Raw genomic sequence first — 24,155 nt, 5'->3', positions numbered from 1 at the left:
TCAGTACTCGACCTCCCTTTTTCTAAGCAAAGTAATTTGCACAATCGATAAAATCAGGATGGTCATGAACATAACGACGGCAATTGCGCTCGCATACCCCATCCGGTCAAAGCTGAAAGCCTGCCGGTAAAGCAGGATGGAGAGATTTTCGGTCGAAGTGCCCGGCCCTCCGTTTGTCATGACGAAGATCGTATCGAAAATTTTGATGCCTACAATCATGTTGACAATCATATTCACCGTGAAGGACGGTGCAATAAGCGGAAACGTGACATTTTTGAACATGCTCCATCTTCCTGCTCCGTCGATATACGCCGCTTCGTAAACTTCGGAGGGGACCGACTGGAGCCCGGCAACATAAATAATCATGGTGAAGCCGACGAAATGCCAAATGCTGACAAAAATGATGCTGTAGATGGCAAGATCGCTTTGACCAAGCCAGTCTCGGGCGAGACCGTCCAGATGGAGCATTCCCAGCAGCGTATTGATTACGCCGTCGGACGGACTGTACATATAAGCCCAGATGTAACCGATGGCCAGAGCGCTCAGCATAACCGGAATCAAATACCAGACCCGCAATATTCGATGGATTCTCCCCGTCCCCTGTAGTCCGAGGGCCAAAGTCAGTCCCAAGACGTTTTTCCCCACAGTAAGGCAGATGGCAATCAGGAACGTGTTTTTAATCGCATTCCACACGTCCTGATCGGTCAACAGCTTGAAATAATTGCTTAATCCGACAAAATGCGTTTCCGGATTCAATCCGTTCCAATCCGTCAAGCTGTAATAAAAGCTGCTAAGGACCGGGATGACCAGAAACACAGTAAAAACAACGAATGCCGGGAGAATAAACGTTCCGTCCACCCAGTATTTTCTCATCGTACTCCCTCCTCACAAAAATACCGGACGCAATTCTGCGCCCGGCCCCTTTTTCTCGCCCGCATTACTGCTGAGCCGCCCCATCCTTGAACGCTTTATCCATGGCAGTTAACATTTCTGCAATTTTCTTGCCTGCAAATACGTTTTGGATTTGTTGGAACATAATCGGCTGAACCGTGTTCGGCCATACCGAGTCAAGGAAGGCATAACTTCCGACCTTCAACCCTTCCGTAATATCTTTAAGCGCCGGATCTAGTTCGGCAGTTACGTCTTTATAAACCGAAAAGGAATTCGTCGCTTTCAGGATCGTTTGCGCGATCTCCGGACTGGCCAGAAACTCGAAATATTTTTTCGCTTCCGCGGGGTGCTTCGTCTTCGCATAAATCCCGCCATAGATCGCCGGCATCGACGATACCCAAATTTTCTCCCCGGCTTTGACATAAGGGAGCGGGAACATTCCCAATTCAAGATTGGCATTTGCCGTTCGCAGCGCAGCAATGCGGCCATGCAGCGTAACCGTCATTGCGATCTTTTCCGAAGCCATCGTTTGCATCACCAGGTCATTGGAAGTCCCGAGCGGATCTTTGTTGAAATATCCTTTTTCATTAAGCTCCAAGTAATCTTTCATCATTTGTTCCCAGGGAGAGCCTGTAAACGTTATCTTCCCTGCGTACATGTTTTTGTCGAAATCCGGCTGATTCCGGTAAATAGCCGAAGGCGCCATCGCGTACGGAACAAGCTGGGTTACGAATTGATCCTTCATTCCAAGCCCGAGCGGAGTGATGCCGGCATCCTTGATTTTTTGACACGCCGCCAGAAACTCGTCCCAATTGGTCGGTACGGCAATTCCCAGATTGTTGAATATTTTTTTGTTGTATATGACGCCAATTACGTTTTGTCTGTTAGGCAGGCCATACACTTTGCCATCCTTGCTGGAAACCTCTTTCGCCCCGTCCGTTAGTCGGCTGACCCAAGGCTGGTCGCTTAAATCCATGAGATAGCCGGCTTTCACAAAGGAGTCTTTTTTCGTTCCGGCGTAAATGGTGAAAATATCCGGTGCATCTCCCGAAGCCAGTTTGGTTTTGATAACGGTTTCAAACTGATCGACCGGCGCCGTTTGCAAATCGATTTTGATGCCGGGATTTTGTTCTTCGAATTTGCGGTTCACCTCCGGCATTATCGCCATATCCGAAGTATTGGCCATATACAATTTCAAGGTAACCGGCTCGTTCTGCTTGCCGGCAGGCGTCCCGGTTTTGCCGCCGGCCCCTCCCGCTCCGCCGCACGCCGTTGCCGTTAAAGCCAACGCCGCCATGGCCGAGAGCATGGACGTTTTTTTGAAGCGTTGAAACGGTTTCATTTTCAAGTCAACCTCCCCTTTTGTCTTAAACACATCTTTTATTTTAAAGATTTCTTCATATGTTGAAGTTATAATTATTTTCCGATCCGGGGGGAATTTTTTTTCTGTTTGCCGTATTCGCTCGGAGTTATCCCGTAGGTTTTTTTAAACAATTGGCTGAAATACTTGGGATCGTCATAACCGACGCGACGGCTCACTTCCGCAAGGCTCAGCGTTCCGATATCGAGCAGAGACCTGGCTCGTTCCATACGGATCTCGAGCAAATAGTCGGAGAAATGGATGCCAAGCTCCGTTTTGAACATTCTGGACAAATAACCGGCGCTCACATGATGCTCTTTGGCGAATTGCTGCAGGGAATCGGGCGCTTCAAAGCTATGTTTGACTTGATGCATCAGCATTTGCACGAGTTCTCTCGCATCCAGGTTGTTCGTTCCGAGTTTATTCAAGTACTCCAACAATTGCTGCTGAAGCCAATCTCCCAGCTCCGCGTAGGAGGTCATTTTTTTGATGGACGATGCAATGTCGTCAACCTCTGCAATTTTTTTGCTAAGAGACTGGGTCAAATTGTACTGCAGAGCAGTGAGCATGTCCGTCATAAAGATCACCAGCTCTTTTACGGTCAGCTGGCGGATCTTCAGCTCATTTATCATTTTGTCGATTTCGGGCCGGACTTTTTGCAGTTCTCTTTTGGATAAGTAAATTTCGAGCATTCTTACTTTCTCCCAGGTTCGCGTGAGATCGGGATGGGCGTGCCGGGAATAACCGTCCGTGATCGTACTGGAATCGAGCCTCATTTGCTGTTCGATTCTCTGAACTCCCGACGCATAGGCGGAATGTAAAGTGTCGCCGCTTTCCTTGATGAAAAAAGTCGTATGAACGCAAGTGCCGGCTCGGCGCAAAGCCGCCTCATGAATTTTTCTCGCCCAGCCGCCAAGCTGGTGGACGATGGCCTCTTTAGACCGGCACGTTACAATCACGCATTGTTTTTTGGAATCGGGATATACGATGCGGGTTTCGGGAGGAAGCCCCTCAATGTCGCCGGCTTGAATTTGCAGATTAGGATCCCATACTTCGGAGCTGGTTTCGTTCCCCAAGAAGGACATCACAATGCCGCATGGCTCGCCTGCCAAATTTTCCGACGCATCGCTTGCTTGTCCAAGCAGCTCTCTGATCAATGTCCAATCGCTCAGCTTCCGATTTTTTGCCATTTCCTCCTGAAGCTCGCGGATCGCTTTATCCACTGCCTGATGAAGGGCGCTTTCTTTAAGCGGTTTTAGCAAATACTCTTTTACGCCGAGCTGCATTCCTTTGCGGGCATAGGAGAAATCGTCATAACCGCTTGTGATGATCGCCGCCATGTCGGGAAAATGCCGCTTTAAGGCTCCGATCAGCTCCAGCCCGTCCATTTGTGGCATTCGAATATCGGTAATGAGAACGTCGGGCCGAACTTCCCGGCACAGTTCCAAAATCTTAAAGGCGTTTTGAGCTGTATAAACGGAATGGCGGTCCGTGTACGTCTGAAGCATGTATTCGATTTCCTCCAAAGCTATCAGTTCATCTTCCGCTACCAAAATATTCATGATTGTGCCTTCCCTCCCTGTCAACGATAGAATCTGAATAGGGTACCGTTAAAACAACTCTTGTCCCAATGCCCGAGGCGCTTTGAATGCGAAGTCCAAACGTATTGCCAAACAGCAGCTGCAGCCTCTTTTGTACATTCATAAGGCCGATGCCGAGTTTTCTTCCTTCGTAATCGGGCGCATCCGAAAGATCGTCTCCGCCGCCCGCAAGGTGGCCCCGGATCCGCTTCAGCCGCTCCTTCGGAATACCCGGCCCCGTATCCGTAACGGAAATGACAACCGTTTCTATGCTTATCTGCCCGTTTTCGCTCCAAATCGTTCCGTGCCTGGCCGTAACTTCAACCGTACATTTGTCCAACGATTGCTCGACGCCGTAAATCACCGCATTTTCCACTAACGGCTGGATGGAAAGCCGGACAACCTGGGACCGCGTCAACGGCTCGGGCACATCGCAGCGGAATTCCAATTTATTGGGAAAACGCAATTCCTGAATGCGCATATAATTTCGGATATGCCCGATCTCTTCGCTCAAAGTTACCGTTCTTTTCCAATCCTGCAGGCAATAACGAAACAAATCGGCCAAAGATTCGGCCATAAGCGCCACATCCGGAACTTCCCGTTTACGGCAGAGCGCCTTCATAAGATTCAGGGTGTTAAACAGCATATGTGGGTTTATCTGCGCCTGGAGCGCCTGAAGCTGCGCATCTTTTTCCCGAAGCTCCGCTTGGTACACCCGATGAATCAGATGATCCACGCTTTCCAGCATCATGTTAAAAATGCGGGAAAGCTGCCCGATCTCATCCCGGCTGCCTCTCTCATATAAGCGCACTTTAAAATCTCCCATCTCAACCCGTTTCATCGTCACCATTACTTTGGATAACGGCTGTACGATTCTTGAGGCAAGATAATATGAGAATAGCGCGATGATGATGAGAAAGGAAATGCCAAGCCCTATCAGAAGGTTTCTTATTTTTATCGATTCTTTGACCGATTCCGAATACGGCAGGATGGATACCGTTTTCCAATGCGTGCCGGACGATTCGGCGGCGGAATATAAATAGCGCTCCCCATCCCAGACCATAAGACCCGACTTTCCGTTAAAGCTTTGAACCGCCGCATCGTCCAGCTTCTGTCCGGTCAGCCGATGATGGCTGTCAAACATCACGTTCCGGTCTTGCAGAACGATGTACCTTATCTTTAATTGCTGATCCAGCTGGGAATTGTTTACGGTTATGGACCCAAAAAGCTCGGTTTGCAAATCGATTTTCATGAATGCCAGACGTTTCCCGGTATCCAAATCGTTGATCGGGCGAATTAACGAAAAAACCGTCCCCGGATTCGGAACCGATGCGGATGCCGATCCCGTCGGCATATAGAGCAGAACGGGAGCGCTGGTGCTTGACATCAAATCGTACCACGGCTCGTCCCGTACGGAGAAATCGGACCCGGGATCGTCGCCGCGAGACAAATTAAAAACCCGGCCGTCTTCCGAGAATATATTTACCCCTTGGATATAAGGCCATGGCGAAGACAGCAGCAGCATTCGGTAGTTCATTTCGTTGTTATCTTCCTGCACCCCGAGTTCCGACGGTTTTCTGAGCACTCTTTGTATGATGGGATCGCTTAGAATGGACACGGATAATCTTTCGATATTTTGCATGTGGACATCCATCGTTATATTCATCTGTCGGATCGTGGCATCCATTAAATTAAGCGTCCGCTGTTCGTAGTCCTTTGCCATTTTGTAATAAACCAAGGTGCCGATCACGATAAGGCTGAAGCAGAAAATAACGGATATGGCGGCGGCAATTTTATTTTTTAAACGCCAGTTGGCTGGGTGCATCATCGCAAATTGTCTCCTATTGTTTTTTATTCTGTTTCATCGCATACCGACTCATGTCCCCCAAAGCGACAACCATCCTGCATTTTTCCGTCTGATTCGTTATAGGTATATAAACTTAACATCAGCTTGCGCTGGCTTTTCTCATTCTAAGTGAAACGACATAATCCGTAAAGTTGGAACCGATTTCTTTTTTTGAACATTAACACCCCTGCCTTAATAAAAAAACGAAAGAGCCCGCCAACCTGGCAGGCCCGCTGGTCCATCCGTATTTAACTGTCGTTTTTAGCTAAACAAAGCAATGCCGACCAAGGCGGATATAAGAATGACCGCAAGCACGTTCATCTTGTACTTGATGATGGCGGTGATCACTCCGGCTGTTATTAACAAACTCGCATAGATGTGCCAGTCAATGTCTTGACCGCCCTTTGGGTACCCGAAGTGAATCGCCGCATAAATAATAAGCCCCGTAACTACCGGACGAAGCCCGTAAAAAGAAGATCTGACCCACTTATGCCGGTTGATTCGATAAAAGTATGCTGCAATCAATATGATTAGAATTAGCGATGGCAGAATCATTCCAAGCGTAGCAGCGATCGAACCGATAATACCCGCCGTTTTATAACCTATCAACGTGGCGCTATTCGTGGCTATGGGCCCCGGCGCCATTCCTGCCAAAGATACGGCATCCGTAAACTCTTGATCGGAAAGCCAGCGATGGCTTTGAACCTCCTGCTGGATAACCGGAATCATCGCATATCCGCCGCCGAAGGAGATGAAGCCGACCTTGAGAAAAGTAATGAATAGACTCCAAATGGTATACATCATCTGATCATATTCCCTCGGCGATAAAATAATCGGAATAGCGGTATTCCCGTGAAGATGTCTCTTCACCTTCGGCATGTTCATTTTTTTCCAAACGCACCTTGTAGCCGAACTTCTCCTTTACCCATACGCACGGCAGTCCTACGAACAATCCGATCAGGATTGCCGCAAGCGGATTCAGATGGAGCGCCAGTAAAGCACCCGCCGTTGCCGCAGTCAAAATCAATGTTGTTTTGTCGTAGATCGCCGACTTTCCCATGTTGTATGCGGCAACTACGATGAGTCCGACAATGGCCGCATGGATGCCCTCCAGCGCCGCCTGAACCTTCGGATTCGAGTCCAGCATGGAGAAGAGCAGGGTAAGAATTAAAACGATCAAAAAAGTTGGCAGCGCAATGCCCAGTACGGCAGCCGCCGCCCCTTTGGTCCCCGCCAAACGATAGCCGATAAAAGCGGAGGCGTTAACGCCGATCCCGCCCGGCGCAGAGCCGGCAATGGATAACACGTCGGACATTTCGTCTTCTTTCACCCACTGCTTTTTCTCTACAACTTCCTTATGGATCACGGGAATCATGGCGTAACCTCCGCCGAAAGTAGATGGTCCGATAAGGAAAAAGGTCCAAAAGATCTCGAATAACCGTTTTCGATCCCTGCTCATAAGCATGCTCCCTCCAGCTTGTTCTGTTGATTTTATTTTACACCACTTTAATTCATTTTGGAATTAATAATTATATATCGTTTTAATAAGTTCATATTATCGCCGCAATATTATCCATTTTTTGTATAAAATTGACTAGGAATTATTGCGTAAAGTCCGATAAGATTAGTTGTTTATTTCAATATGGAATAAAGACCGAAAAATGAAAAACTTCCAACGAAGTCCTTCCAGGATGAACGACCGATTCGGGGGAAGTTTCTGAACATCATTGCATTAGAGTTGGGTGCGGTAAAACTCTAACGGTTGCCACGTAGGTTATTGCGAGGAAATTGCGGGTTTTAAAATTGTAACGGTTCTGGTTAAGGGTTATTTGAGCAATATGGCGATCTCATATCGGTAAATCTTCAAAAAAGCTCAGTGGCAAACGTTAAAATTTGAAAATGAGCATTTTCAGCTAAATAAGCGCTATCACAACCGTTACAGTTTATGACCATCGCTCGGGCCTTGACTTATGTGCTTTAATGCTCATTCAACAATCGGAAGATGCAGGGCTGAGCACGTTTACAAAAAAAAGAAAATTATCGCAATTCATCCTGTGCCGCCCACACGCGGCGTTACCCAAATCCGGTCATGCCGACGGAACGTGCCCGAGTCTCAGCAGCCTGAACAACTTAGTGCCGGTATCGGCGGTTCGTGCGGCGAGTACGATCGTGCGGCGCAATTCGGGTTCCGCTATCGGTATCGTGTGCAGTCCCAGCCGCTCCGCCTGTGCCCGGAACAGTTCAGGCAGCACGGTAATGCCGGTCCCGCCGGCCACGACGCCGAGCAGGAAGTCGCTGCTGTCTACTTCCAGCTTAATGTCGGGGCGGTAGCCGTGCTTCTCCGCAAGCGTTGAAAATCGGGTGTGCGTATCGCATAACGTCGTGAGCACAAAAGGCTCGTCTTTCAACTCCGTCAGGCTTAAAGCGGTGCGCCCTTGCAGCTTATGGCCTTCCGGAATGACGGCTAAATAAGCTTCGGTGAACAGCTCCCGGATCCACAGCCGTCCTCCCGCGCAAGCGGCATCCATAAGAGCGGCGTCGAAAGCCCCTTCCTGAAGTTCTTCCCGCAGCTCGGCCGATCTTTGCCGGACTTTGATAGTAATCGGGTTGCCCGCGGCATGATATTCCTGCAGCCGTCCGAGAAGCACCTGCGTCGCTACGCTCGGCAGACTGCCGAGTGTATAGCCCGGTTCGGCCGCATATTGGCGCATTTCCAACTCGATTGTATCGAGCGATTGCACGACGGGCATAATCCGCTCCAAAAACAGTTTGCCGGCTTCCGTCAAATCGACACCCGCGGCTGTTCGTCTGAACAGTTCGACGCCGTAGGCGGTTTCCAGCTGCCGTATGTGCTTGCTGACAGCCGGCTGGGTCAATCTAAGTTTGTCGGCAGCTTTGGACAAACTTCTCCATTTCGCCGCTTCCGTAAAACTACGGTACCATTCCACCTGCATCCGGCAGCCCTCCCATAACGAAATGTTATATCTATACTACGAAGAGGAAGTTCCATAACCGTCCTGTTCGCGTTATCATCAATTGTATCCATCATAACACAGCGTATAGATAATAGAGAAGTCGGAAGGAGAGGTACCCATGTCAATAAAAAAAGGATGGTGGCTGGGGCTGATCTGCTGCTTGTTCGCAGGGGCAGCCTTCGGAGCGCAGTTTCCGGTGGCGGGACATATTTTACAAAACGTGTCCCCGTTATACTTCGTAGGAATTCGTTATTTGCTTGCGGCAGTGGCGTTCGTGCCTTTGCTGGCGTTCAGGGAAGGCTTTAGTTCCTTTAAACCGGAAGGTAAGGCATGGCTGGTATGGCTGTTAGGCACGCTGGCGTTTACGGGTTATAACGGGCTCGTTTTCATCGGCCAACGTTTGGCGGGACCTTCCGGGCCGATCGTTTCTTCGGTGATGATGGGGGTCATGCCTCTTGTGACGGCTATCATTTTGCTCATCTGGAAAGGGGTTCGAATGTCGCTCACAACAGTCTTCTGCATCGTGGTCGGACTGGTCGGCGTGTTTCTCGTGGCAACCAAGGGCAATGCCGGAGGGCTCATTGCCGGCGGCAGCACCGTATGGGCCATTGCGCTCATGCTGGCTGCCGTCGTGTGCTGGTGCACGTTTACGGTCGGGGCATCGCTGTTCCCTTCCTGGTCTCCGCTTCGCTACACGACTCTCACCTGCATTGGGGGGACTATAAGCAATGCGGTAATTATTATCGCAGGCACCAAGCTCGGCTTGCTGGAACCGCCTGCATGGCACGATTTGACGGCGAACACGGTGCCCTTCCTCTACATGGGGCTGATTGCCGGCGTAGCCGCCGTGCTCGCCTGGAATACGGCCTGCAAAATCATTTCACCGGTCGATGCCTCGGTAATTACGAGCAATATCGTTCCCATAATGTCGACGGCAATTACCGTGATCTCGGGTTACCGCATCGGCGTTCCGGAGTTGGCCGGTATCGTTTTGACACTGCTGGCGCTTATCGCAAACAATGTCGCCGGACGAATGCGTGCGAGGAAACGGGAAACCGCACCCTCTGCCTGAGATAAATCCGACAGAGGCGCGCCAGATGGCGTGCCTCTGCCGCGGATCATAGCGCCGTTGCCTTGAGCCTGGAAAGAAATCGTCGATTAAAAGGGATAAGGACAAGGAAACCGTTCCCGACGATTAATCGACAGTCTGGGAAAGGCGCTGCTCCGAGCGACGGCGAACTGCCGAGAGCAGCCGCCGCATCCCAACTACGTGCCCACCGGTCCCAATGACGAGCAGCCGATAGAGGCGTCCGGCCAGGCCGGGAAAAGCAGCCCGACTTTCGGCGCTTATCCGCGACCTCCCGGGACTTTCATTTTCCAGGCGTACGATCATGGAATAGGACGAGAAACGGTGGCATCCTTCAAGCACCAGCTTTCGTCCCGGGACTGAAGAAACTACCCGAAAACCGGGAAACGTCGAACCCGCGGCAAGGGGCCGAGGTCCGGTTGCTGTGCAATAAACGGCTCCAACGAATCTCGCGTAGCGGGCCATTCCGGGGCGCGAGAAGGACCGCTCCACCGTTTCGCACAGACCGCGCCAAACGACGTCGGTCTCCGCCGCAATGATCGTCGTGTGCTCATCGATGTACGGCAATGAGGCGATGTGCCTTAAAGTCTCCGCGGTGTCCGATTGCGGAAGGCAAAAAGTATACCCGGGTCTTCCGCCGCGGGCGCTTCGTCTTCTTATTCCGACAATGAGAAGAAATATGAGGGCAGCAAAAAAGATGAACGATAAGATTGGCAAACCGAGATCCCCCCTGTATGAACGCGGCATATGCACCCGTCAAAAAAAGAACGACAGCCGGCCTTAATGGGCCGGCTTCGTTGCCGTTATCCGAGAATGAGCGACCTGCCTCCGTTGTCATCGAACCGGATATGTGCCAGCTTATCCGGGTTGGCCACCAGATAAATGTGCGATATTTTATCGTCCCGGTATTGAAACGACCAGGCCGTTTTATAGTTATCGGCACGTGCGATCATACCCGGCTCGCCATTAATGGACAGCAGCCGATACGAGAGCCCGGTTGCGGATTTTTTCCAAACCCCGTCAAAGAAACGGCCAATTCGTTCCGCCGTGAAGATGGGGTGAATAGGCGCGTTGACTTTACCTCCCCCATCGGATAGCAGGATGGCGTCCGGCGCGAGCAGCTGCAGCAGCTTCATGATGTTGCCGGCTGCAAGAAACTCGGCAAACTGTTCGACCTGAACTCCTCTGGTTGCCTTCAGCTCAGCGCTGTCTTCGGGAAAGTCGCCGATGCTCCGCTTCGCACGGTGAAAAATTTGCCGGCAGTTTGAGCTGCTTTTGCCGACAATGGCGGCGATTTCATCGTATTCGTATTCGAACACCTCGCGCAGCAAAAATACGGCCCGTTCCACAGCCGACAGCTGCTGCAGCAAAAGCAGATAAGCGGTAGACATCGATTCTTTCCGCAAGTAAGAACGGGCCGGATCGCTAATAGCCCCTCCGTTGCTGTCGCTTCTTTCCCTGTCGTAGGCGAGTGGTTCGGGCAGCCACGGCCCGACGTACATCTCCCGTTTTTTGGCGCTTGACCGCAATATATCGAGACAACGGTTCGTGACGGTTTTGCACAAATATGCTTTCATGTTGAGAATTTTCTCGCCAGAAGATGCTTCACTCAGGGAAAGAAAGGCTTCCTGTACGATGTCTTCCGCATCCATGACGCTCCCCATCATGCGGTAGGCCAGCGAAAACAGCAATGGTTTGTAAGTGTGGTACAGCTGATCCGTATCCACGATCATCCCTCTCTCTCAATGCAATGCGGGAACGGTTTGCAAAATGTGAAGCGCTGCCCGTCTGGCGCTGGCGAATGACGCATCGACAAGAAGTTCGCCGTGTCCGGCCCAATCTCCGGCCACATACAGACCGCCGATTTGCGGGACCGCCGGTCCCGGCGACTCTTTACGGCCCGTATGCTCGAAGTCCTGCAGCACGGTAATATTCGGTAAATACTGACGAACGGCCACTTCTTTCCGCCATCCGGGATGCAGCGTGTCGAGCGCCTTCTCCAGCATCGCTTCATCCGCTTTGGAGTCGCCGTTATGCACTCCATTGTACTTCAGCAAGTGCACGACGGCGGTTCCGTCATCGCTTAATTTCGCGGCTCTCGATTGGTTCGTAAACAGCAGCGGCTGATCGATTCCCATCGCAAACTGATGTTCCGGGTTCGGCAGCCGGCGCAGGCCGAGATCAAGACAGGCCGCTTTGATCGGCAGCGCCTGCTCCTTCCATTTCCGCAGCGAAGTGTGCTCAGCTCCCTTGACCATGCGGAAAACCTCTGCAGGGGATGCCGTTACAATAACGGCATCGGCCGCAAGCAGCGTCCCGTCCGAACAACGCACCTGGGAAACCCGCCCGTTTTCGTGCACGATTTCGGCTGCGTTTTTACCGGGCAGCATCGCTGCCCCATGATTCTCGGCCAGGAGTCGCAGCTTCGAGACGATCGTTTCCCAACCGCCGTCCACATACAGAACGGATTCGGTCAGCGCTCTTTTTAACTGCTTAATCGTAGACTGCGCCCACAGCAAGTCGGGATCGTTCACATACGTTGCGGTTCTGGTCAAAGCGTAGAACAGATGGCGGACCATCGGATCGCGCACTTCCCGCTCCGTCCATTCCCGCAAGGAGACCTTCGGAACGGCATGCACATCGATTTTACTGAGCTTCATCATGAACCGGGCGAATTCCATTTTACCGGATACGGAAAGCAGCGGAAAGGATATCATCGACATCATCCCGGTCGGCACCAGGTACGATTCGTTTTTCCATAATCCGTAGGTTTTAACGGAAGGAATGCCCCCTTCGAGGGTAATGCCGAACTCCTGCAAAATGTCGCAAGCCTCCCCGCCGCGGTATAACGCGTGTCCGCCGAGATTCAGCTTGACCCCGTTTTTTGTAATCGTGTCCGCCCTGCCGCCGAAGCGCCCCAATTTTTCCAGCACCGCAACCTTCCGCCCCGCCTTGGCCAAATATACCGCAGCTGTCAAGCCTGCAATACCTCCGCCTACGATTGCCACATCGAATTTGTCCATCGATCAACACTCCTTTTCATTATGGTATACACAAGACGGGGAGGGAAGCGGTTTTGTGACAATTTTTATCAAAAAAAAATGAAGAAGTGCGCATACCGGCCTTGCTTTCGGATGAACCTGCTTTCCATTTTAGGGAACGATAGTATATGATCGTCCGCCTTCATGTTCAAAACGGGTTGACTTACGAAGAAATCCAAGATAAAATGAGGCAGTAATTTAGTAAATTACTAATTTAGTAAATCAGTAAATAAGTAAACGGAAAGAAGGAAAGAACAATGAAAATACCTACCACCTTAAAACACAAGCCCGTTGTCGTATCGGAAAACTATGAGCAGGTTGACGGCCGATTAGCCGGTAATACCGATGCGAAAGGCCTTTCTCTGGGATTGGCCCAATGGAACGATAGAGGCAAGGTCGACATTTCCGCCAAGGTGTGGAGATATACGGGAGAAAAATGGTCGAGGCAATCGGAGGAACTGCCGCTCCATCGCGTTCTTGATTTGTCCATTCTGATTTGCCGGTCTTTGGCTCATTTTCGCGAAGCTTACCGATATGAGCATTTGTATGACCCGCAGCAGCCCGTCATCGACCGGGTCGGCCTGCAGGGGGATGCCATGACCGTGGCGATCTGTACGGACAATGAGAGAATTAATGAAGATATTAAGCTGTTCAGCAAAACTTTGAGCGAAGACGATGAGATGATCGGCGAACGTCTGCGCACGTTATCCAAGATATTAAAAGATATGGGGTATTAACATGTTTTCCAATCGTTATGTTCGAACCATTATCCTTTCCCGGGTGCTGCTGCACCTGGGAATTTGGATCCGGAATTATGCCGTACTTCTTTATGTTACCGATTTGACAAATAATAATTCAGATTATGTATCGCTTATTTCGGTTGCGGAATTCGCTCCGATCTTTCTATTCGCGCTTATCGGCGGGACCTTTGCCGACCGATGGCGACCGAAGCGGACGATGGTGTGGAGCGACCTGCTGTCCGCCTTGTCCGTAATGGCTGTACTGCTCGTTCTCATGAACGGCGGATGGATTGCGCTTCTTGTCGGATCGTTTATTTCCGCCAGCCTCTCGCAATTTTCACAGCCTTCGGCTATGAAGCTGTACAAGCGGCATGTGCCAAGCGAACAGCTGCAGGGCGTGATGGCGATGTCCCAAACGGTTGTCGCCGTCTTTACGGTTTTGGGTCCGGTCATCGGAACGTTTATATTTATACAGTTTGGAATCCATGTTTCACTTGTCCTGACGGCAGTTCTGTTCCTGGGGTCCTCTCTTGTCTTGTCGTCCCTGCCTCGTGACGCAGAGGAACCGAATCCCGGCAATGCCGGCGGCTTCCTGAAGGAGTTAACGGCCGGCATGCACTATATTCGCTCCAATCGATCCTTAAGAACGCTCAGCTTGACTTTCGCGGCTGTCGGATTGGCATCGGGGATAACCCAGCCGCTTCAGATTTTTATTGTCATCGAAAATTTGGGACAGGACAAATCGTTTCTGCAGTGGCTCGTTATGACCAGCGGGGCAGCCATGTTGGTTGGCGGAGCAGCCATAATGGGGATAGCCAAAAAAGTGAAGCCGCAGCTGCTGCTCACGGCAGGCTTACTTGTCGCCGCTGTCTGTACGGTTGGAATAGGCGCTTCTACTCTGATTTGGCTGACCATTGTTCTTCTGGTGATCAACGGTTTATTTTACCCCTGCATCCAAGGCGGAATCCAGACGCTTATTGTGCGAAACACGGAAGGTGCATTTATGGGCCGGGTATCCGGGGCAATCACACCTGTTTTTATGGGGATGATGGTGATCGGCATGTTCCTGTCCAGCTATCTGAAGGATACGTTTTCCCTGCCGGCGGTATATGTGATCAGCGGCGGTTTGATCGTTGCCGGCGTGCTTACGCTGCTTCCCCTTATCGCCGACAAAAGCGCAAAAGCGAAGAGAGCTCAGGCTTGAAAATTGCCAATATCATTTTGGAAGGGGATACACATGGACAAGAATAAACGCAAGGAGCTTCTTGAGGATTACAAGCAGATTAAAACTTACATGGGCGTCGCCCAAATCAAAAACAATGTGAACGGCAAAATCTACATCGACAGCTACCCCAATTTGAAAAACAAATGGTTCACCCTGCAGATGCAGCTCGATATGGGGAGATTTGCGAATGCCCAGCTCCAGAAGGATTGGAAGGAATTCGGAGCCGATGCGTTCACTTATGAGGTGCTGGAGCAGAAGGAAACCGACAAGGTGACCGACATGAAGTGGGAGCTGAAGCAAATCTTGAAGCCGTGGCTGGAGAAGCTGCAGCCCTACGGAGATAAAGGATATAATAAACCTCCGAAGGATTAGCAATCGATAGGAAAACCCGATAGATCTCAAAACATTTACCCGGTGCAGCGGTCGGTTTCGGCTGAAACGGGACATGGTGCAACGGTTGCAGGTGAGCTTAAAAAGGCCAAATGAGCGATTTCAGAACGGTTGCCAGATTGGTTATTTGCGAACTTTCATCTTATTGAGGGATATAAGATAAGAAATAAGCTCATCTGCAACCGTTACAATTTAAAAATGACGTTTTTGCGCCAAATAAGCTCGGCAGCAACCGTTACACTTCCCATGATCCATGTCGTACATGCTATCAAAGCTTTTTATGCCCGGTACATAGAATAATGCTCGGGCCGGCGTCCGGCGAGGCAGCCGGACCAAACCTGACAAACGTGTAACGTTCGGTGTAGATGCACGTATTTTTATCCAAATCGCTGTCGGTCCACCCCGGTTTGTCTTTAAAGCTGTCGGGCCCTACTTTGTAAACCTCGCCTTTGATGTGATGGTGAGGGCCGAGCAAGTTGCGGCAGCTGCCGACGAGCTCCAACTCCACCGTATTCGTACCCATGCGCAAAAACGACGTGATGTCCGCCTCATACGGCTCCCATAAAAACGTCCGAACGTCCAGGCCGTTCACGCGGAGCCGGGTGACGATCGCATCCGGCGGCGCGGAAAAGCTCCACCTCGCCGTACTCCAGCCGGTATCGATCACGACCTCCTGCTGCAGATGAAGCTTGCCTGCGAAAAACGGGAACCCCTGGCGCACCAGATCGCCGGTTCCCACCGCCTGAGGCGGCTCAGTCAAAACAAACGGACCGGCCGAATGAACGGCGCCTCGTTCTCCGTCCGTAAACGGAGAAATGGATTCAACCCCGAACGAGCCAACGAGATAGATGCTTTCGATTTCGGTATCGAAGGTCAGTTTGTTCCCCTCCGACTCGAACTGCTTTGCTTTTTCAATGGCGGCATAGGTTTCCGGGGCATTGTAAAATAACGTCTTTAAGCGGATCCGGTTTGTTCCGTTCGCAACTCTCCCGGCTATGTCGAGCTTGCGGAACGAAGCGTCTCTCCACCAGCCGCAGCTCTCCGGTGCGACAGGCTGTCCGTTCAACTCGATGAAGAAATTCTCCGGATTCTCCAACACCAAAAACATATCACGGGGAGCATCGACATTAAACCTTACCTGGAACTCGAACTCCAGCTCGACCTGGACGGGCCGACCGTAAGCAAGCAGCCGATCCTGCAAGAGCACCACCGGCGTAACTTCCGACCACTCGCCGTCTTCGATGCGGAAACGGCACGTATCCAACGTGAGGCTGTTCGGATCGGCATGAACGATCCGCCAAACGCCATCCAATGAGATTTGTCGTTCCGGTTGTCCGTTCCCCTGCCGAGAGTCCGTTTCGTCCTGCAGCCGGAACCATGGCCCGCGGAATCCGGATAGCCCCGTTTCGTCCTGCTCATTCCGCTCAGGCAGCAGCATCAGCATCCGAGATTGCCCCGGGCGAAGCTCCAGCAAAACCATCACACCGCATTCCGTGTCGCTCTGCCGGATCGGTTCCGCTTCGCCTGTTTCCAAATCGAGCAAAACGGCCGTACCTGATCCCCGCAGCTCCACGTGCAGGTGCAGGTAACTTTCCCGCCCGGAATTTACGAGGTAATAAAACGTAACCCCTTCCCACACCAACGTCTGTGCGTTCAGCGTGTCCGCCGCCACGGCGTCTCCGGCCTCGTCCGTTATACGCAGGAACGGCGGAGAGACGGGAGTAACGGTGGCGGCCAGCGCCACCGCGCTCCATTCCGGCCGGACGGCGCCGGCGATGAGCCGGTCCAGCTCCTCGTTCCGCTCGCCGTCGATGAGCTCCGGGAACGGGGGAAAGGCGATCAGGCGGCCGCCTTGCCGGACGAACTGTGCCAGCAAAGCAGCCGTCGCCCGGCTTATTGTTACGCTTGGCGGCATGACGACGACACGGTAAACAGCTTCCCCTACGATAAAGCGGCCGCCTTCCACCCTGCCGTGACGTTCGATGATGCTTTCGCTGCCGTAATCGTGCTCGATCAACGATTGGCACATCCAGCGCGTCAGTTGGGCGAACGATCGATGATACGGCTCAATATCCGCAGCGTCTTCGCCGCGCTGCTTGACCCAAGCCGAACGGACCGGGTGCAGCAGCAGCACTTCGGCTTGGCGTGTTCCCTCCGCCAGCAGCATCGATAATCGAGTGAAATAATCATTGAACGATTTATAATGCTCCCACCACGGCTGCTGAAAATACAAGGACGGCGGGTAGTCGCGTTTGCGTCCCCCCCTTAGAGAGTAGCTCTGCAAATGCTGGCACAACATATTGATACCGTGCACAAACTGCCATTCGCCGATCCTTTTCAAATCGTCAAATCCGACGTTCCAGCCTGCGCAGCCGAAGCTTTCCGTAATGGCCATCTTCCGTCCCAATTGGCGGGCAACGGAGCTGACCTGCTTCGGCACGATCGGCTCTTCGCCAATAAAACGCCCCAACCAGTCGCAGCCCGGAATATGCAAATATTCGTAAAAAGCCATCGGGTCTCCGGTGGATGTCACCTGCCTCATAAGCGCAGGCTCGTCGACCACATGGCCGGTGGAAAGCCATCCCTTGCCGCGGCACCAATCGCCGATCTGCTTTGCGAATGCGCGCGTGAACATCTCGGTCACGCAGCGCCAGTAGTCATACCTGGTCTTGCTGCAGCTTCCTGTCTCGAAAAAAAGGTCAGGAAGCACCTCTTTCAAATCATATCCGTTCTGAAGCGCAAATTCCTCCGCCAGCTCGAACGACCACGGCAACTGCCCCCTGGCGAACTGCGGTTCGTCGGTGAATACTCCTCTAAGCACACCGCCGAACTCCTCTCCGAGCCGTTCCCCGTATACCTCATGGGTCGACTTGAGGAAAGCACGAACCGCTTCCATGCTCAGGGTGTCCGTATAATAAGGATTCACCTCGTAAAACACCCTCAGGTCAGCACCGCTTTCCTCTCCCGCGGGCAAACGCCGGTATCCTTGCGGCGTCTTCGCAAAATACGCGATTGTTCTTTCCGCAGGGCTGGGGAAAGGAGCCTCTTGACAGATCAGCCTTTTTTGCTGATACGCGGCCCCTATGGCCGGAACTTTGCCATCCGCAAAGCCGCTGGGCCAGCCGTTTTCGTCGTACAGCCACGGATGCATGCCGAGCTCCCTCGCTTTTTCAATACAGGCCTCAACCGCGGCCATCCATTCCTCTCCCATATAAGGTGTGCGCAGCCCTTGCCGGGCATGCATAAAAAAGCCGCCGATGCCGGCTTTATGCATTTCCTCGATCTGCCGCAGCAGCTCACCTTTGTCCAATGCATCGTTCCATGACCAAAAAGGAACCGAGCGGTATTCGCTCGGCGGATTGCGAAACTTGTCCATGATGTTCTGCACCTTAAACACCCCCGTACGGCCAGTCGTTGCGAAACACCGTCACGAACCTGTCCGCGACTTTGACGACCCCGGCGTTAAAGTCGAGCGTTGTCGGATAAGGCACCATCTTCGCCTCCAGCACGGGATTCGCGGGATGACGGCGGATCGCCGGGCTTGATGTCAGGATTTCGGGCACAGCATAAGTCATAAGATCAGCCTCCTTCATATAGGGAAAATAATGCTACAAACCGACCTCTGTATGCAGTTCCCTGTATTCCTGCGGAGTCAGGCCGGTATATTTTTTGAACAGCCTCGTAAAATAAGCCGGCGTCTCGAATCCGGTCATCCGGCTGATGTCCTGGACCTTGTGGCGCGACAGCTTCAGCAGTTCCTTCGCTTTCTCCATCCGCACCTCGAGAATGAATTCCGAAATTCCTGTCCCCGTCAGCTGCTTGTATAACCTCGACAAATAGGACGGATTCATGTACACCTTCTCCGAAAGGCGGTTTAGAGACAAGTCCTTGTCCAGATGTTCGTGAATAAATCGGTTGATTTTCTCAACGAGTTCGTCGGAGCGGTCTGTCCTCTCCTGCTGCTTCTTTTCGAATATAAGCGACGCCGTTCTGTGCAGATGGGCCGATGCCTCGCGCCAGTCTGCGTGATAGCGGATATTCATCAGCCGGTCGAGCTGCTCGGCCCTCCATCCGTCGGGGTACGCTCCCGCCCGGTTGAACGTTCTCAGCAGCAGTTGGGCCGACGCGTAATACGCTTCGGTCTGCAGCGGATTAAACGGCGTTTCGGCCGCGACGGTTTGCAACACCTCGTCCAGCCACTCGAAAAACGGCTCTTGATGCCCGTTCTCCAGCGCCGCCTCGGCTCGGTCGATCCGCTTCAGCAGGCGGTACAGCTTCTGCTCCGTTTCCTCCGAATGCGCAAGTCTCGCTTCCGCAGCGGGTTCCCGCCGCTCTGTCAAAATGACCTCCTGCCCGAGGCCAAGCCCGCGTCCAAGCAGCAGCTCCAGCTCCATCCAACGGCGTCCCGCCTCCGCCCAGTCCGCCGGCCGCTGGCCGACGGCGAACGACACGGAAATCTTGAGATATTTTTTGCAGGCGGCTTGAATGTTGTCGAGCATGCCGCTGACAAACATGTACAGCGGATCCTCCCGCCCGCCCGCCGCGGGTTCAGCCCGGTCCCCCGGCTGTTCCGGCGGCACCGGCTGGACGAGCATCACGAATTTATTGACGGAATAGGAGGCAAATGCCACCCGGCACCTCGACAAATACTCCTCGGAAATATTTTGCACCGCATAAAGCAGCAGCGCCTTGTCCGGTCCCGACATGTCAGCATGCCAGTTGTCAACCCTGCCCAGCACAAGCAAAACCGGCCGTTCAGGATGAAGGCCGATAGCGAGTTCTTCAAACCGCTGCCTTCGCACGTGATCTTTCTCTGGGACATCGCTTTGAACCAGGTGCAATAAATATTCCCGCTGCAGGGCGGGCCGAGCCAGCTGCATCTGCCGCTTCGCCTTCTCCAGCAGCTGTTCGGCGTCCAGCTCCCGCGAAACGGAGTGGGCCGCTTTGTAAAAGGCGGCGATAATTTTCTCATCGCCTTCCGTCTTGAGAATGAAATCGGCTGCTCCATTTCTCACTGCGCTCTGCACATAGGAGAAATCGCTGTAGCCGGTCAAAAAAATGATTCTGCAGGCCGGCCATTGCGACACGATCAGCTCCTGCAGCTGAAGTCCGGTCATCTCCGGCATTTCGATATCGGTGATGACGATGTCCATCTTGTTGCGGCGGATCGTCTCGAGCGCCTCGACGGCGGAGTAGGCTTTATAAATCGTCAGCTCCACATCCCGGATTTCCTGAAACAGTTCATACAAGCCGTCCACAATGATCGGCTCGTCGTCAATGACGATCAGATTGAGCATGCGGCTCGCCTCCTTGCAGCGGAATCGTCATTGTGACCTTAAGCCCGCCGAGCTCGCTCCTCGCCAAGCGGAGGCCTCCGGCTTCCCCGTATTTGATCTTTAGCCGGCGATGTACATTGATCATGCCCGTCGTTTCGATCTCGCGCTCAGCGGCGAACAGCCGCCCGCTAAGCTCCCTCACCGTTTCGTCCGCGACGCCAGGGCCGTTATCTTCCACGACAATGCGGAACTCACCGACCGCCGGTTCATAACCGATATGCACGATTCCGTCCGCCAGCTTGTTGCGGAATGCGTGCTGGTACACGTTTTCAATAATCGGCTGCACGATGAGCCGAGGGACAACCAGCTTCTCCGTAAGCTGCGGGATATCCTCGAAAACCGCCTCGATGCGGTTGTTGAAGCGGATCGACTGGATCGCCACATAGTTTCCGGCGTGGGTCAGCTCCTCCTTGAGTGGCACCTCGTCGGCCCCGCTTCGCGTAATAAACCGGAAATATTCGCCAAGGTATTGGGTCAGCTTCATCACGCTGTCGGTCTCCTGCAGCTTAGCCATCCGATAAATGATGAAGAAACTGTTGTAAAGAAAATGCGGATTGATTTGCGATTGCAGCTGCCTGTACTCCGACACCTGCAGCCGGTAGTTTTTCTCGTATACCTCCTGAATGAGCCGCTTGATTTCCGCGACCATCCCGTTAAACTGCACAAACAAATAGCCGAATTCGTCCTCGCTCTGCCTCGCCACAGTGACCTCCAGATTTCCTTTCTCCACGCTGCGAAAGGCGGAGACGAGCTTTTTGATAGGTTGGTGAATCCATTTGTGGATCCAATAGGAAAACACCGCCACCGCGAGCATGGATAAAGCACACAGCAGCCAAAACCAGATGCGGTACTTCTTCAGAGGTCCGAGAAGCTCCGCCTCCTCGACGTAAGCGATTAAAGCGATGCCGAGCGTCGGCTCGCGGTCCATCGCCACTACGTAAGGCCGGCCGTTCAGCTGCAGCGACGGTGTGACGGAGGCCCCGGATCCATGCGGGTCTTGTGCCACAGAGGAAGCAAGCCGCGGGCCCACCGTTTCATCCGCTTCGCTTGAGACGATCCATCCGTTTTTTGTGGATGCGAGCACAGCGCCCCCGCTTCGTCCGAAGCGAAACTGGGACAGCGTTTGCTGCAAATTTGCCTTGGACAGCTCGATCGCAAACACGAACAAAGGCTCCTTTGACCCGATTAAAGCGATGCCGTCCGGATAAGAAAAACTGATATACTGCTTGTCCCGCCACGGAATGAGCGGCGAATCCATGAGCCGCGCAGCTTCTTTCATCGCTTCGTACTGTTCCTGCACGATCGCCTGCACCGATCCGTCATTCGCCGACAGTGTGCGGCTGATGGCTGGGATGTAAACGACGATATCCTCAATGAACGCATTTTCGCTTTTGAACTGCCGTAGCTGCTGCTGCAGCCTGACGATAGCCGCCGTTTTGTCGACTTCCGTCATAACCGGTGACTTGAACGCAAGATCCATCAAATCCGGGGAATTGATGTATTCCCGCTGCCTGCGGATGGCCCGGTTCAAATCCATCGCAATGAGATTTAAATACTGCTTGGCCGAGGCTGACATGGAGTGGGTGATTTCGCTGCGCACGCTTTCCGCGCCCATCGCGTTCATGCTCAGGCTGACGCCCAGCACCGGCAAAATGATCACGAGAAAGCTCATCACCAGCTTCGGATATATCGTCAGCCGCTGCCACCAGCGTATCCATAAAGTCATGGGCGAAAGCACCTTCCGTTCAGCAGAGTTCGTTAGCTCTACTGTACCATGCGTCTGTTCAGCAGGAAATACAAAGCTACTCCTTGACGCTGCCGAGCGTCATTCCTTTGACGAAATACTTTTGCAAAAACGGATAAACCAGCAAAATCGGCAACGTCCCGAGAAAAATTTGCGCCGCCTTCGAGGTCCGGTCGGACACCTCGGCGAGCGAGCTGAGATCTTGCGTCGCTCTCAGCAGCGAGTCCATATCGATGACGACCGTCCGCAAATAGCTCTGCAAGGGGTAATGCTCCGGTGAATTCATCAGAATCAGTCCGTCAAACCACGCATTCCAGTGACCGACGATGGTGAACAAGGTGATGGTGGCCAGCGACGGTGTCGAGAGCGGGACGTACACGCTCCTTAAGGTGCGCCAATGGCCTGCGCCGTCGATAAACGCCGCTTCCTCCAGCTCCTTCGGCAATCCCCTGTAAAAGTTCAGCAGCAGCACGACGTTGAACACATTCACCGCGCCCGGAAGCACGAGCGCCCATATCGTATCGATCAGCCCGACGTTTTTGATCGTGATGTACCATGGAATCAGCCCACTGCTGACCAGCATCGTAATGACAAAATACCAGACGTACACCGTTCTCCACCGGAACGCGCGCACTTCCTTCGAGAGGGGGTACGCCGTGACGATGATGAGCGACATGCCGACCGCGGTCCCGAGCACAACCCTTTGGACGGAAACCGCGAGAGAGGTCAAAAATTCTTTTTTCTGCAAAACGAATGCATACGAGCTCGTTGTAAACTCCACCGGCCAAAATTTCACAAACCCGGCGGTTACCGCCGCGCTGGAACTAAGCGACATGGCGAGCACGTGCACGAGCGGCAGGATGCATAACACCGAAAGCGAAATCAGCAGGGCGTAGTTCGCGATGTCAAACGCGATTTTGCCGGCTGAGGGCTTGGTTACCATAAGCGGTCACTCCTTTGCAAATTCAGCCGTTAAAAGATCCGGTAGCCCGCAAACCGGTACGCCAAGAAATACGAGAGCGAAACGAACAGAAACGAAACCAGCGATTTGAACAGCCCTACCGCCGTCGCTACGCTGTATTGGGCGTCCACGACGCCGAGACGGTACACGAACGTATCGAGAATGTCACCGCTTTGATACACTTGCGGACTGTATAAATTAAATACCTGCTCGAAGCCGGCATTTAAAATTTGTCCCATGCTCAGCGTGCCCATCAGCACGATGATCGGTAAAATCGAGGGAACCGTAATGTGAAGAGTTTGCTTCCAGCGCCCGGCCCCGTCCACGATCGCCGCTTCATACAGCAGCGGGTTGATGCCGGACAGCGCGGCCAAATACACGATCGTGCTGAAACCGAACTCCTTCCACTCGTTGGAAATCACCAAAGTGATCGGGAACCAGCTGTTATCACCCAGGAAAAAAATCGGCTTGAAGCCCAGCCACTGCAAAAAAAGATTAGCGATCCCAGTCGAGGGAGACAGCATATCGATCAAAATGCCCCCCAAAATAATCCACGACAGGAAATGGGGGAGATAAATGAGAGTTTGGATGCCCCTTTTCACAAACTCCATCCTCACTTCGTTCAGCAATAACGCGATGACAATCGGAACGATAAGACCGGCGACTATTTTCATCAATGCGATATACAACGTATTGAACAGCACCTGCATCGTATCCGGAAGTAAAATCAAGTAGCGGAAATTATCGAAGCCGACCCATTTGGACCCGAAAAAACCTTTGACCGGGACAAAGTTTTGAAACGCGATGACGTTGCCGAGCATCGGAATATAATGAAACAGAAATACAAGCAGAACGGCCGGAATCAGCATGATGTGCAGCGGCATTTCCCGTTTCCAGATGGACATAAATTTCCCCCCTAGTGTGGCGCCCCCCTAAAGCCCCCCACCGGGGGGACCCCAGGCCTTGCGCCCTGGACCCG

General features: G+C 52.6%; 19 protein-coding genes. 4 read left to right on the top strand and 15 right to left on the bottom strand.

The window, feature by feature from the left end; all coding sequences use genetic code 11:
- The 7 genes from MYS68_RS00265 to MYS68_RS00235 all read right to left on the bottom strand — a co-directional run bounded on the left by MYS68_RS00265 (position 1) and on the right by MYS68_RS00235 (position 8,631).
- Positions 1 to 873 carry a carbohydrate ABC transporter permease gene (locus tag MYS68_RS00265; RefSeq protein ID WP_248923892.1) on the bottom strand — a complete coding sequence of 291 codons (873 nt, stop codon included), beginning with the start codon at positions 871 to 873 and terminating at the stop codon, positions 1 to 3.
- 64 nt (positions 874 to 937) lie between these two features.
- Positions 938 to 2,233 (bottom strand): ABC transporter substrate-binding protein, encoded by a 1,296-nt coding sequence (locus MYS68_RS00260; protein ID WP_248923891.1) that lies wholly within the window; start codon positions 2,231 to 2,233, stop codon positions 938 to 940.
- A 74-nt stretch (positions 2,234 to 2,307) separates the two neighbouring features.
- The gene (locus MYS68_RS00255) at positions 2,308 to 3,813 is read right to left on the bottom strand and encodes a response regulator transcription factor (RefSeq protein WP_248923890.1); all 1,506 of its coding nucleotides are present in this window, start codon (positions 3,811 to 3,813) and stop codon (positions 2,308 to 2,310) included.
- Positions 3,788 to 5,659, bottom strand: a complete 1,872-nt coding sequence (locus MYS68_RS00250; protein WP_248923889.1) for a cache domain-containing sensor histidine kinase — start codon at positions 5,657 to 5,659, stop codon at positions 3,788 to 3,790. Before MYS68_RS00250 ends, MYS68_RS00255 begins: the two co-directional genes overlap by 26 nt.
- A gap of 279 nt (positions 5,660 to 5,938) precedes the next feature.
- Complete coding sequence (locus tag MYS68_RS00245; protein ID WP_338043536.1) at positions 5,939 to 6,481, bottom strand: chromate transporter; 543 nt, start codon at positions 6,479 to 6,481, stop codon at positions 5,939 to 5,941.
- Positions 6,482 to 6,485: 4 nt separating this feature from the next.
- Positions 6,486 to 7,136: a chromate transporter gene (locus MYS68_RS00240; protein ID WP_275983401.1), complete on the bottom strand. Its 651-nt coding sequence runs from the start codon at positions 7,134 to 7,136 to the stop codon at positions 6,486 to 6,488.
- 628 nt (positions 7,137 to 7,764) lie between these two features.
- Positions 7,765 to 8,631, bottom strand: a complete 867-nt coding sequence (locus tag MYS68_RS00235; protein ID WP_248923887.1) for a LysR family transcriptional regulator — start codon at positions 8,629 to 8,631, stop codon at positions 7,765 to 7,767.
- Between the two features lie 139 nt (positions 8,632 to 8,770).
- Between MYS68_RS00235 and MYS68_RS00230 the strand changes: the two genes are divergently transcribed.
- A complete protein-coding gene (locus MYS68_RS00230; protein WP_248923886.1) occupies positions 8,771 to 9,724 on the top strand; it encodes a DMT family transporter in 954 nt (317 codons plus the stop codon).
- An 818-nt stretch (positions 9,725 to 10,542) separates the two neighbouring features.
- Here the strand turns inward: MYS68_RS00230 and MYS68_RS00225 are convergent.
- Positions 10,543 to 11,466: an RNA polymerase sigma-70 factor gene (locus MYS68_RS00225; RefSeq protein WP_248923885.1), complete on the bottom strand. Its 924-nt coding sequence runs from the start codon at positions 11,464 to 11,466 to the stop codon at positions 10,543 to 10,545.
- Positions 11,467 to 11,481: 15 nt separating this feature from the next.
- Entirely contained in the window at positions 11,482 to 12,762 is a 1,281-nt protein-coding gene (locus tag MYS68_RS00220) for a phytoene desaturase family protein (protein ID WP_248923884.1), read from the bottom strand.
- 275 nt (positions 12,763 to 13,037) lie between these two features.
- Here MYS68_RS00220 and MYS68_RS00215 point away from each other — a divergent pair, with 275 nt between their 5' ends.
- Genes MYS68_RS00215 through MYS68_RS00205 form a run of 3 tightly spaced genes read left to right on the top strand, consistent with a single transcriptional unit; the run spans position 13,038 to position 15,117 of the window.
- Positions 13,038 to 13,517, top strand: a complete 480-nt coding sequence (locus tag MYS68_RS00215) for a DUF6530 family protein (RefSeq protein WP_248923883.1) — start codon at positions 13,038 to 13,040, stop codon at positions 13,515 to 13,517.
- 1 nt (position 13,518) lies between these two features.
- A complete protein-coding gene (locus MYS68_RS00210) occupies positions 13,519 to 14,724 on the top strand; it encodes an MFS transporter (protein WP_248923882.1) in 1,206 nt (401 codons plus the stop codon).
- A gap of 33 nt (positions 14,725 to 14,757) precedes the next feature.
- Positions 14,758 to 15,117 (top strand): GIY-YIG nuclease family protein, encoded by a 360-nt coding sequence (locus tag MYS68_RS00205; protein ID WP_248923881.1) that lies wholly within the window; start codon positions 14,758 to 14,760, stop codon positions 15,115 to 15,117.
- A 286-nt stretch (positions 15,118 to 15,403) separates the two neighbouring features.
- Here MYS68_RS00205 and MYS68_RS00200 read toward each other — a convergent pair whose 3' ends face one another.
- From MYS68_RS00200 to MYS68_RS00175, 6 genes are all read right to left on the bottom strand, one after another.
- The gene (locus MYS68_RS00200; protein WP_248923880.1) at positions 15,404 to 18,523 is read right to left on the bottom strand and encodes a glycosyl hydrolase; all 3,120 of its coding nucleotides are present in this window, start codon (positions 18,521 to 18,523) and stop codon (positions 15,404 to 15,406) included.
- 1 nt (position 18,524) lies between these two features.
- Complete coding sequence (locus tag MYS68_RS00195; protein WP_248923879.1) at positions 18,525 to 18,710, bottom strand: hypothetical protein; 186 nt, start codon at positions 18,708 to 18,710, stop codon at positions 18,525 to 18,527.
- Between the two features lie 33 nt (positions 18,711 to 18,743).
- Positions 18,744 to 20,432, bottom strand: a complete 1,689-nt coding sequence (locus MYS68_RS00190) for a response regulator (protein ID WP_248923878.1) — start codon at positions 20,430 to 20,432, stop codon at positions 18,744 to 18,746.
- On the bottom strand, positions 20,410 to 22,197 hold the full coding sequence (locus tag MYS68_RS00185) for a sensor histidine kinase (protein ID WP_248923877.1): 1,788 nt from the start codon (positions 22,195 to 22,197) through the stop codon (positions 20,410 to 20,412). Before MYS68_RS00185 ends, MYS68_RS00190 begins: the two co-directional genes overlap by 23 nt.
- A 76-nt stretch (positions 22,198 to 22,273) precedes the next feature.
- Positions 22,274 to 23,158, bottom strand: a complete 885-nt coding sequence (locus MYS68_RS00180) for a carbohydrate ABC transporter permease (protein WP_248923876.1) — start codon at positions 23,156 to 23,158, stop codon at positions 22,274 to 22,276.
- Between the two features lie 29 nt (positions 23,159 to 23,187).
- Positions 23,188 to 24,081: an ABC transporter permease gene (locus MYS68_RS00175; RefSeq protein ID WP_248923875.1), complete on the bottom strand. Its 894-nt coding sequence runs from the start codon at positions 24,079 to 24,081 to the stop codon at positions 23,188 to 23,190.
- Between the last annotated feature and the right edge of the window lie 74 nt (positions 24,082 to 24,155).

The sequence above is a fragment of the Paenibacillus hamazuiensis genome, from assembly GCF_023276405.1.
In the GTDB taxonomy this organism is placed as follows: Bacteria; Bacillota; Bacilli; order Paenibacillales; family NBRC-103111; genus Paenibacillus_AF; species Paenibacillus_AF hamazuiensis.
The sequence above is the reverse complement of the archived record's forward strand: the minus strand, read 5'-3'. Positions and strand labels throughout refer to the sequence as shown.